This window comes from Leucobacter komagatae, assembly GCF_000834055.1.
Lineage (GTDB): Bacteria > Actinomycetota > Actinomycetes > Actinomycetales > Microbacteriaceae > Leucobacter > Leucobacter komagatae_A.
Map to the genome: position 1 here is coordinate 1 of NZ_JXSQ01000048.1, position 10,040 is coordinate 10,040.

A 10,040-nucleotide genomic window follows, 5' to 3' on the forward strand; every position below is an offset into this window, starting at 1 on the left:
TTGAGCGCGAGCGGGAAGGTGACGCCGGAGAACAGGAAGGCGAAGGGGATGATGTAGAGCAGAATCTTCTGCTGGCGGTACATCGGTGAGTTCTTCGTCTCGTCAGAAACGTTCTTCGACATGATCTGCAGCTGAGTGAAGAACTGTGAGGCGATCATGAGAATGACGATCGCGCCGAGGAGGCCAACGACTACCCAGTTCTGCGACTCCCAACCCTGGGTGAAGTTCATCTTCAGTGGAGCACCGAAAATCGTTGCCTGGTTGAAGCTATCCGTGAGCTCACGGTTCATGAGGCCGATTCCGACGGTGTTCTCAGACGCCTTGCGGAGCACGTAGAACAGCGAGAAGAAGATCGGCATCTGAATGAGGATCGGGAGGCACGACGCAAAAGGGTTCGTCCCGTGCTTCTTGTAGAGCGCCATCGTCTCGCGGCTCATGGCCTCGCGCGAGAACTGGTCTTTCTTGCCCTTGTACTTCGCCTGGACCTTCTTCATCTCAGGCTGAATGTCCATCATTCGGCGCTGTGACTTGATCTGGCGAACGGTGACGGGGATCAGTGCGGAACGCACGACAATCACCAAGCCGATAATTGACAGAACCCAGGTGGCGCCGCCCGCGGTATCCATCCCGATCGCTGTGAACAGCTGATGCCAGAGGACGAGGACGACCTCAACCAACCACCTGAGCGGCCAGAGTATGGTCTCGAAGAAGTTCACTGGATCAGGCCTTTCGGATGCGGGGGCGGACAAATCCGCGGGAGTTTATGTCAAAGTACGTGACCCTGCGCTGCGGTACGTCATCGATACCACCTGCGCTGAACGGGTTGCAGCGGAGTAACCGCCAGATCGTCAGCGCTATGCCCAGGAGCAATCCACGCTGCTGATACGCCTCCATAGAGTACCGGGAACAGGATGGATAATACCTGCAGACCTCGCCATAGAGGGGGGAAATAAGGCGCCGGTAGAGCTTCATCACGAGAATCGCCAGGTTTCGCGGGGCGAGCCACAGTTCTAGCGCGACACGTCTCATGGTTACGACCGAGCCCGTTCGACGGCCCGACGCATCTCGCGTCGCAGTTCAGCGAAGCTCGCCTGCGCAGCCTTCGGGAGTGCGCGAAACACAATATCGGCACCAACGGTGCCCTCAAGGATCAGCTCATCTGTGATGGCCTTCATGCGTCTCCGCACAAGATTCCTCGTGACGGCGTTGCCGACCGCCTTCGAGATGATGTACCCGAAGCGAGCATGTCGCTCATGTGTTTCTTCAGCAGAACGGGGAACCGCGTAGGTAATGCAATAAGCACCACCTACGCGGTTCCCCGTTCTCACAACCCGGCGATAGTCCTCGCCACGAGTCACACGATGATGCCTTGCCGGCATGATGACTCGACGGCCGGAACTACGCGGAAAGCTTGGTGCGGCCCTTGCCGCGGCGCGCGGTGATGATGGCGCGACCCGCGCGAGTGCGCATACGGCTGCGGAAACCGTGCACCTTGGCGCGACGGCGGTTGTTTGGCTGGAAAGTGCGCTTGCTCATAGTTCAGGACTCCGTGACTTATGGTATGAATCCCCAGGGTTCACGACCCAGGGAAAGTCGGCTTTTGGGCAAGCGTCAAAGGAGCTGCTGCCCATACAAGGTACTTACTTTACGCCGATAATGTGCCCCCGTCAAAGTCGAGTCTTCTTGGAGTTACTTACAGCCGACTCTCGACCTGTGGATAATGTGCGTGTGAGCGCATAGAATTCGCGCCAATGGTTACACTTAGCTGTGGATAACCTTGCCCGAACTGCCCCATGAAGCACCAAGAAGAAGTAGATGTCTGACGAAGAACTCAACGAACTCTGGGAAGAGATCAAGCGCCATGTGAACGCTGATCTTTCCGTTGGACCCGTGTATGGGGCGCAGCTTCTCCTGGCTACCCCACGCGGGGTAGCGGCAGGAACGCTGTACCTGGCCGTACAGACGGATTTCACCCTCAAGCTGCTCGACGGCCGCCTGCGCCCCCCGATCATGGGTGCGCTCGCAGGCATTGTCACCGCGGAGAGCATCGACAACTTTGTCGTGATTGTCGACGAGGACGCGGTCCCCGCTCCCGAACCCGAGGCCTTCGACCGCCACGACTTCCTCACACCGGCAGTCTCACGTCCTGAGCGCCCCATCCAGGAGCCGCGGAGCCGGCACGCCGCGGCGGCGCCAGTCGAAGACCCCCACCTCAACGAGAAGTACGATTTCGACTCATTTGTGATCGGCCAGTCGAACCGCCTCGCACACGCCGCAGCGCTCGCGGTCTCCGAATCTCCTGCTCAGTCGTACAATCCGTTGTTCATCTACGGGGATTCTGGCCTGGGGAAGACCCACTTGCTGCACGCAATCGGTCACTACTCGCGTGAACTGTTTCCTGAAATCCGCGTGCGGTACGTGAGCTCAGAGGATTTCACGAACGACTTCATCAACTCGATCGCGAACAACCAGGGTGCCCAGTTCCAAGACCGGTATCGCAACGTTGACGTGCTGCTGGTGGACGACATCCAGTTCCTTGAGGGCAAGGCTGAGACCCAGGAAGCCTTCTTCCACACCTTCAACACGCTGCACAGCCACAACAAGCAGGTGGTCATCACCAGTGATGTCCAGCCGAAGCAGCTGCGTGGGTTCGAAGAACGCATCACCTCACGCTTCGAGTGGGGCCTGCTCACCGATATTCAGGCACCCGACCTTGAGACGCGTATCGCCATCCTTCGAAAGAAGGCCCAGCGCGAAAACCTTGACGTCGATGACGCGATTCTTGAGTTCATCGCGTCAAAGTTCTCCTCGAACATCCGTGAGCTCGAAGGCACGCTCATCCGCGTCACCGCCTATGCAAACCTCAACAGGCAGCGCATCGACATGCCGCTCGTCAAGACTGTGCTCAAGGACCTCATCTCGATCGATAGCGACAACGAGGTCCAGCCAACGGACATCATCAGCCGCACCGCCGAGTACTTCGATCTCTCTGTCGATGAGCTCTACGGCCCGTCGCGCGCGCAACAGATAGCGCTCGCGCGTCAGATCGCAATGTACCTCTGCCGCGAGCTCACCCAACTGTCGTTGCCGAAGATCGGTCAACTCTTCGGCGGGCGTGATCACACGACCGTGATGTACGCCCACAAGAAGATCGCACAGCTCATCACAGAGCGCCGTTCCGTGTACAACCAGGTCACCGAACTCACCACGAGAGTAAGGCAGAACGGCCGATAATCATCCACAACCCACAGCCGCCTGTGGATAACTGTGGATAACTTCTCAAATTTGTGGAGGATGGCAGGGTGGCCTGTGGAATCGGGAGTTTTTGTAACTTCGCCGTCTTCATGCCGATCTGCAGCTATCCACGGCTTACAAACAAGTCACACCGGTGTAGTTTTCATGCTCCGTATGGAAAGTGTGAAGTTATCCACAGTTTCCACAGGGCTTATTACTATTACAAGTTTTCTAATTCTTGTCAGACACTCAATCACGCTCCGCTTCGCCCCTCCGGTTTCACCAAACCACAAGGTGTGCAAAGATTGTGGGGCTGGCGCCAGGAGCGCCTACGAAGGGAAAACACATGCGATTCACCGTCAACCGGGACGTGTTCAGCGACGCAGTGTCGTTCGCGGTGAAGTTGCTTCCTCAGCGCCCGACACAGCCGCTGCTGAGTGGAGTGCTGCTTCACGCTGAAGACGCCGAACTCACCATCTCGTCATTTGACTACGAGGTATCCGCACGCACTGGCGTTGTTGCGGAAGTAAGCGAAGCTGGACGCGCGTTGGTTTCTGGCCGCCTTCTTGGCGAAATCGCTCAGCGCTTGCCACACGCGGACGTTCAGGTGTCGCTGCTCGAGAGCCGTGTCGAGGTTCGTTGCGGCAGCGCGTCCTTTAGCCTCCCGGCGATGCCGGTCGAGGAGTACCCGCAGGTACCCGTTGTCGACTCCGTCTCAGGCGCAGTTCCAGCACAAGACTTTGCCGATGCCGTAGCTCAGGTCTCACTTGCCGCGTCGAAGGATGACGTTACGCCCGTGATCACGGGTGTCCAGTTCGAGGTTTCCGAGAACACGCTCACACTCACGGCCACTGACCGCTACCGCGTTGCGACACGCGGGCTCGATTGGGAAGACCGTGGAGCCGGTGAGCACCTCACCGCACTCGTCCCGTCAAAGATTGTCACCGAAGTTGGCAAGACCTTCGCAAACGATGGCGAGGTGCGGATTACGATCGTCAAGGACGGCGAACGTGAGCTCGTTGCGTTCACCGGGGGCTCCAAGACGGTGACGTCGCTCCTGATCAAGGGAAACTATCCGCCTGTTGGGCGTCTGTTCCCGGAAAACGTTGACAACTACGCCGTGGTCAACACTGCCGAGCTCATTGAGGCCGTAGGTCGCGTCGGCCTGGTCCTTGAGCGCGAAGCTGCTCTGCGTTTTTCCTTTGCTGAGGGCGCCGTGATGCTTGAAGCCGCTGGCACAGAGTCCGCACAGGCTGTTGAAAGTGTCGACGTGCACCTCATGGGTGACGAGATGGTGGTTTCCCTGAAGCCGCAGTTCTTGCTTGACGGTCTCCGCTCTACGCATTCCGAGTTTGCACGCATCGCTTTCACCCGCACGGACAACCCGGGCAAGCCTGGGCCCGTGCTCATTACGAGTCAGCGCAGCCGCGATGAGGCCGACGATGCGAGCTTCCGGTACCTGTTGCAGCCCAATCTCCTACTGCGGTAGTCAATGAGGGTCGCTCATCTTTCGCTTGGCGACTTTCGGAACTACAGGGCGGCCGAGCTCACGCTCCACGCCGGGGCGAATCTCATCGTTGGCCGCAATGGTCAGGGAAAGACGAACCTCGCGGAGGCAATTTCCTACTTCGCGACGCTGAGATCGCATCGCGTTTCTAGCGACGCTGCAATGATCCGCGCCGGGCAACAGTCCGCAGTCATCCGAATGAGGGTCGCGGCCGGCGAGCGGGACGTTGTGCTCGAAACTCAACTCAACCGGACGGGCCCAAACCGGGCCCAGGTGAACGGCAACTCCGTTCGCGCCCGCGAGCTTACGCGGTGGTTTACGTCGGTGATGTTCGCTCCGGAAGACCTGAGTATTGTGCGGGGGGAGCCCGCAGGCCGCAGACGATTCCTCGATGACGCCCTCGCAGCTCGACTCCCTGTCGCCTCAGGAGTACTCGCCGACTACGAGCGGGTGGTGCGACAACGAACCTCCTTATTGAAGTCAGCCCGCCACGGTTCCCGAGGAAGCGCGGCGGTGCTCGCGACTCTCGAAGTGTGGGACGACCAGCTTGTTGAGCACGGGGTGCGGATCATGCTCGCCAGACAAGAACTTGTCCGCGACCTGGCTGCACCGCTCGCGGAGGCCTACACCGCCCTCGTTGGCGAGGATCACGGGCCGCGCTTGAGCTTGACGGAGTCGGTGAGCGGATCGCCTCGCGACGTTTCACGTGAAACGCAGCCGGCACCTGACTCAGAAAACGCACCTGTTTCACGTGAAACACTGTCCGCAAGGTTCCGCGAGGCGCTCTCGGAGGTGCGGGGGAGGGAACTCGAGCGCGGGGTAACCCTTGTTGGCCCGCACCGAGACGACCTCGAGCTCACCCTCAATGACCTCCCCGTTCGCGGATATGCCAGCCACGGCGAGTCTTGGTCATTCGCGCTCGCATTGAAAATTGCGCTCGCGACCGTCATTCGGTCGGAATCTCCTGCGGGAGACCCCGTAATCATCCTCGATGACGTCTTCGCCGAGTTGGATCGGGGGAGGCGAGAGCGCCTGATGGCCGTTGTGAGTGATTTTGAGCAGGTAATCGTGACGGCTGCGGTCGAGGGCGACGTTCCTGATGGGCTTCAATGGCATCGCGTGGAGGTCGACGCAGGATCACTCAGGGAGCGTGACGGTGTTGAGTGAAGCAGGTGAAAGCTTTGCAACTGCCTCCTACTTGCGGGCCAAGAGTGTGTGGCGAGGCAAGCTCCAGCGCAAGAAACGCCGGCGCGATGGCGAAGAGGGACTCTCTCGACCATTCGGGACCGGGCGGGACCCTAAGGATCTCGGGTCGGTGCTGGCTTCAGTCGTGATGGACATGGGCTGGTCGAGTGAGCTTGAGCAGGCGAGGATTATCGAAGAGTGGCCAGGTTTCGTCGGAGAAGCGACCGCGGAACACACAACGGTGACCGGAATCCGCGATGGCGTGCTTGAGATTCAGTGCGATTCAACGACCTGGGCGACGGAGCTCAGACGATTGCGCGCGGAGATGCTCACCAGGCTATTGAATGAGTATCCAGACTCCGAAATACGGGACATGCGCTTCCGGGCACCCGGGGCGCCGAGCTGGCGTCACGGCCCGCGAGTGGTGCCTGGACGTGGGCCTCGAGACACCTACGGATAGCTTCTCAGCCCATTACAGCGATGGCGCACAAAATAAAGGGGACGATCCTTCAAAAATTTCGGCCCCCAGCGGCCACAACAGCCGCTCTGCGGGCCGATTCTTGATAGAGTTAGGTAGAAGTGTGCCCTAGGCCAAAAATGGCCCGTGGTAAACCTGGAGAGTGTGCATCACAATATGACTTTAGAACAGACAGCGGCTGAAGAATACGGCGCAGGAGAAATCCAGGTCCTCGAGGGACTCGACGCCGTCCGCAAGCGTCCCGGCATGTATATCGGGTCGACGGGGCCGCGTGGACTCCATCACCTGGTCTACGAGATTGTGGACAACTCGGTTGATGAGGCGCTCGCGGGACACTGCGACACCATCAACATCACGATTCTCGCCGACGGGGGAGTGCGTGTCATCGACAACGGTCGAGGCATCCCCGTTGACATGCACCCGACCGAGGGGAAATCAACGGTCGAGGTCGTACTCACCGTGCTTCACGCTGGCGGAAAGTTCGGCGGTGGCGGCTACGCCGTCTCTGGCGGCCTCCACGGCGTTGGCTCTTCTGTCGTGAACGCGCTTTCTAGCCGCTTCGATGTCGCGGTAAAGCGTCAAGGTTTCACGTGGAACATGTCCTTCACGAACTCCGTTCCCGACGCCCCGCTTGCGCAGGGCGAGGCGGCGGACGATACGGGCACGACCATTTCGTTCTGGCCAAGCCCGGAGATCTTCGAGACCGTGGAGTTCGACTACACCACGCTCCGTACGCGCTTCCAGCAGATGGCGTTCCTGAACAAGGGCCTGCGGATCACGCTCACTGACGAGCGCCCGCAGGAGCCGATCGAAAACGAGAGCGGCGAGCTTGTGCAGCCGCCCTTCCCTGCCGAGGAGTTCATGTATGAGCGCGGCATTCAGGACTACGTCGAGCACCTGAACAACGCAAAGCGCGCGCAGGTTGTCAACGAAGAGATCATCTCGTTTGAGCTCGAAGACACCGAACGCAAGATCTCCGCCGAGATCGCGATGCAGTGGACAGACTCCTACTCTGAGAGTGTCCACACCTACGCAAACACGATCAACACCCACGAGGGTGGAACTCACGAAGAGGGCTTCCGTGCAGCGCTGACGACCCTGGTGAACCGGTACGCCCGCGAAAAGAACATCATTCGCGAAAAGGACGAGAACCTGTCTGGCGAGGACGTGCGTGAGGGGCTCACCGCCGTGGTTTCCGTGAAGCTGGGGGAGCCCCAGTTCGAGGGACAGACGAAGACGAAGCTCGGAAACACCGAAGCAAAGGCCTTTGTGCAGAAGGTCGTCGGCGATCAGCTCGGCGATTGGTTCGAGCGTAACCCCGGCCCAGCCAAAGACATCATTCGAAAGTCGATTCAGGCGGCGACAGCCCGGCTCGCAGCGCGCAAGGCGCGGGAGACCGCTCGCCGCAAGGGGCTGCTCGAATCGGGCGGCATGCCAGGCAAGCTCTCGGACTGCTCGAGCAAGGACCCAACGGTTTCCGAAATCTTCATCGTGGAGGGCGACTCCGCAGGCGGTTCTGCCAAGACCGGTAGAAACCCAGAGACGCAGGCAATTCTCCCGCTCAGAGGGAAGATCCTCAACGTTGAAAAGGCTCGACTGGATCGTGCGCTCGGGAACGCAGAGGTTCAGGCAATGATCACGGCGTTTGGTGCTGGAATCGGCGAAGACTTCGATCCTGAGAAGGTCCGCTACCACAAGATCGTTCTCATGGCAGACGCTGACGTTGACGGGCAGCACATCACAACACTGCTGCTCACGCTGTTGTTCCGATACATGCGCCCCCTCATCGATCTCGGATATGTCTACCTCGCACAGCCTCCGCTCTATCGAATCAAGTGGACGAACGCTGAGCACGAGTACGTCTACACCGACGCAGAGCGCGACCTTGCCCTTGAGGCTGGGGCCGCAGCTGGCCGCCGCCTCCAGAAGGAGAGCGGTGTACAGCGCTACAAGGGCCTTGGTGAGATGAACTACGAGGAGCTCTGGGAGACCACAATGAACCCCGTCACCCGCACGCTGCTGCAGGTGACCATGGACGATGCGGCGATCGCCGATGAAGTCTTCTCCACGCTGATGGGCGAAGACGTAGAGGCTCGTCGCAGCTTTATTCAGCAGAACGCGAAGGACGTGCGCTTCCTTGACATCTGAAAACACCACACCAGAAGACGCTTCAGACGAGGTCGTATTCTCGCCGAGCGGCGAAGCAAATCACGGGAAGATCGACCAGGTCGAGCTGAACGTTGAGATGCAGCGTTCGTACCTTGATTATGCGATGAGCGTGATCGTAGGGCGTGCGCTGCCAGACGTCCGTGACGGGCTCAAGCCGGTGCACAGGCGCGTCATTTACACGATGTATGACGGTGGCTACCGACCGGACAAGGCATTCTCGAAGTGCACGCGCGTTATCGGCGATGTCATGGGTCAGTTCCACCCGCACGGCGACACAGCAGTGTACGACTCGCTCGTACGACTGGTGCAGCCGTGGTCGCTGCGGTACCCGCTCGCCCTCGGCCAGGGAAACTTCGGTTCCCCCGGTAACGACGGCGCGGCCGCGCACAGGTATACCGAGACCAAGATGTCTCCGCTCGCCATGGAAATGGTGCGCGATATCGACGAAGATACCGTCGATTTCCAAGACAACTACGACGGGCGGACGCAGGAGCCGACGGTTCTCACGTCGCGCTTCCCCAACCTGCTCGTCAACGGCTCCGTAGGCATCGCAGTCGGTATGGCTACGAACATTCCGCCGCACAACCTCAGGGAAGTGGCCTCAGGCGCCAAGTGGCACCTTGAGCACCCCGATGCGAGCCGCGAGGAACTCTTCGAGGCGCTCATTGAGCGTATTTCGGGCCCCGACTTCCCGACGGGGGCCCAGATTCTCGGCACGAGCGGTATCCGCGACGCGTATCGAACAGGTCGCGGATCGATCAAGATGCGCGCGGTTGTGAACATGGAGGAGATCCAGGGACGCAACTGCCTGGTCGTCACTGAGCTTCCCTACCAGGTCAACCCAGACAACCTCGCCGTCAAGATCGCCGACCTGGTCAAGGATGGCAAGGTTCAGGGCATCGCCGATATCCGCGATGAGACCAGTGGCCGCACTGGCCAGCGGTTGGTCATCGTGCTCAAGCGCGATGCCATCCCGAAGGTTGTGCTCAACAACCTCTACAAGCACACGCAGCTGCAGGAGAACTTCGGCGCGAACATGCTTGCCATCGTCGACGGCGTGCCGCGCACGCTGTCGATTGACGGCTTCATCGTGTACTGGGTCAAGCACCAGATCGAAGTGATCGTGCGCAGGACACAGTACCGTCTGCAGAAGGCCGAAGCGGAAGCCCACATTCAGCGTGGCTACCTGAAGGCGCTCGACGCGCTCGACGAAGTTATCGCGCTGATCAGGCGTTCTGCCACGGTAGATGACGCTCGCGAGGGCCTCATGACGCTGTTGGACGTCGACCAAATCCAGGCAGATGCGATCCTCGCTATGCAGCTGCGGCGTCTCGCCGCGCTCGAGCGCCAGAAGATTCTCGATCTCGCTGCAAAGCTTGAAGCCCAGATCAAGGAGTACGAGGCAATCCTCGCTTCGCCCGAGCTTCAGCGGGGCATCATCGTCGAGGAACTCGACGAGGTTGTCAG

10 protein-coding genes are annotated in these 10,040 nt (G+C 59.8%); 6 read left to right on the forward strand and 4 right to left on the reverse strand.

Going from position 1 to position 10,040, the window contains the following annotated elements; all coding sequences use genetic code 11:
* From yidC to rpmH, 4 genes are all read right to left on the reverse strand, one after another.
* On the reverse strand, window positions 1-716 hold a 716-nt coding region (yidC, locus tag SD72_RS16225), incomplete at its 3' end, for a membrane protein insertase YidC (protein ID WP_042545512.1).
* A gap of 4 nt (window positions 717-720) precedes the next feature.
* A complete protein-coding gene (gene yidD, locus SD72_RS16230; RefSeq protein ID WP_042545513.1) occupies window positions 721-1,029 on the reverse strand; it encodes a membrane protein insertion efficiency factor YidD in 309 nt (102 codons plus the stop codon).
* Window positions 1,030-1,031: 2 nt separating this feature from the next.
* Window positions 1,032-1,379, reverse strand: coding sequence for a ribonuclease P protein component (rnpA, locus tag SD72_RS16235; RefSeq protein WP_084767293.1), 348 nt, complete (start codon window positions 1,377-1,379; stop codon window positions 1,032-1,034).
* Window positions 1,380-1,398: 19 nt separating this feature from the next.
* Window positions 1,399-1,536 carry a 50S ribosomal protein L34 gene (gene rpmH, locus SD72_RS16240; RefSeq protein ID WP_042545514.1) on the reverse strand — a complete coding sequence of 46 codons (138 nt, stop codon included), beginning with the start codon at window positions 1,534-1,536 and terminating at the stop codon, window positions 1,399-1,401.
* A gap of 279 nt (window positions 1,537-1,815) precedes the next feature.
* Between rpmH and dnaA the strand changes: the two genes are divergently transcribed.
* The 6 genes from dnaA to SD72_RS16270 all read left to right on the forward strand — a co-directional run.
* Entirely contained in the window at window positions 1,816-3,234 is a 1,419-nt protein-coding gene (dnaA, locus tag SD72_RS16245) for a chromosomal replication initiator protein DnaA (protein WP_042545515.1), read from the forward strand.
* A 346-nt stretch (window positions 3,235-3,580) separates the two neighbouring features.
* Window positions 3,581-4,723: a DNA polymerase III subunit beta gene (dnaN, locus tag SD72_RS16250; RefSeq protein ID WP_042545516.1), complete on the forward strand. Its 1,143-nt coding sequence runs from the start codon at window positions 3,581-3,583 to the stop codon at window positions 4,721-4,723.
* A gap of 3 nt (window positions 4,724-4,726) precedes the next feature.
* Complete coding sequence (recF, locus tag SD72_RS16255) at window positions 4,727-5,908, forward strand: DNA replication/repair protein RecF (RefSeq protein WP_042545517.1); 1,182 nt, start codon at window positions 4,727-4,729, stop codon at window positions 5,906-5,908.
* A 148-nt stretch (window positions 5,909-6,056) separates the two neighbouring features.
* A complete protein-coding gene (locus tag SD72_RS18405) occupies window positions 6,057-6,386 on the forward strand; it encodes a DUF721 domain-containing protein (RefSeq protein ID WP_232299833.1) in 330 nt (109 codons plus the stop codon).
* 174 nt (window positions 6,387-6,560) lie between these two features.
* Window positions 6,561-8,552 carry a DNA topoisomerase (ATP-hydrolyzing) subunit B gene (gene gyrB / locus SD72_RS16265; protein WP_042545519.1) on the forward strand — a complete coding sequence of 664 codons (1,992 nt, stop codon included), beginning with the start codon at window positions 6,561-6,563 and terminating at the stop codon, window positions 8,550-8,552.
* Window positions 8,553-8,622: 70 nt separating this feature from the next.
* A partial coding sequence (locus tag SD72_RS16270; protein ID WP_332307514.1) for a DNA gyrase subunit A occupies window positions 8,623-10,040 on the forward strand: 1,418 nt, incomplete at its 3' end.

Coding starts and splice junctions, on each gene's coding strand:
- rnpA (WP_084767293.1), bottom strand. CDS start 1,379: ATGCCGGCAAGGCATCATCGTGTGACTCGTGGCGAGGACTATCGCCGG.
- recF (WP_042545517.1), top strand. CDS start 4,727: ATGAGGGTCGCTCATCTTTCGCTTGGCGACTTTCGGAACTACAGGGCG.
- gyrB (WP_042545519.1), top strand. CDS start 6,561: ATGACTTTAGAACAGACAGCGGCTGAAGAATACGGCGCAGGAGAAATC.
- dnaA (WP_042545515.1), top strand. CDS start 1,816: ATGTCTGACGAAGAACTCAACGAACTCTGGGAAGAGATCAAGCGCCAT.
- yidD (WP_042545513.1), bottom strand. CDS start 1,029: ATGAGACGTGTCGCGCTAGAACTGTGGCTCGCCCCGCGAAACCTGGCG.
- rpmH (WP_042545514.1), bottom strand. CDS start 1,536: ATGAGCAAGCGCACTTTCCAGCCAAACAACCGCCGTCGCGCCAAGGTG.
- dnaN (WP_042545516.1), top strand. CDS start 3,581: ATGCGATTCACCGTCAACCGGGACGTGTTCAGCGACGCAGTGTCGTTC.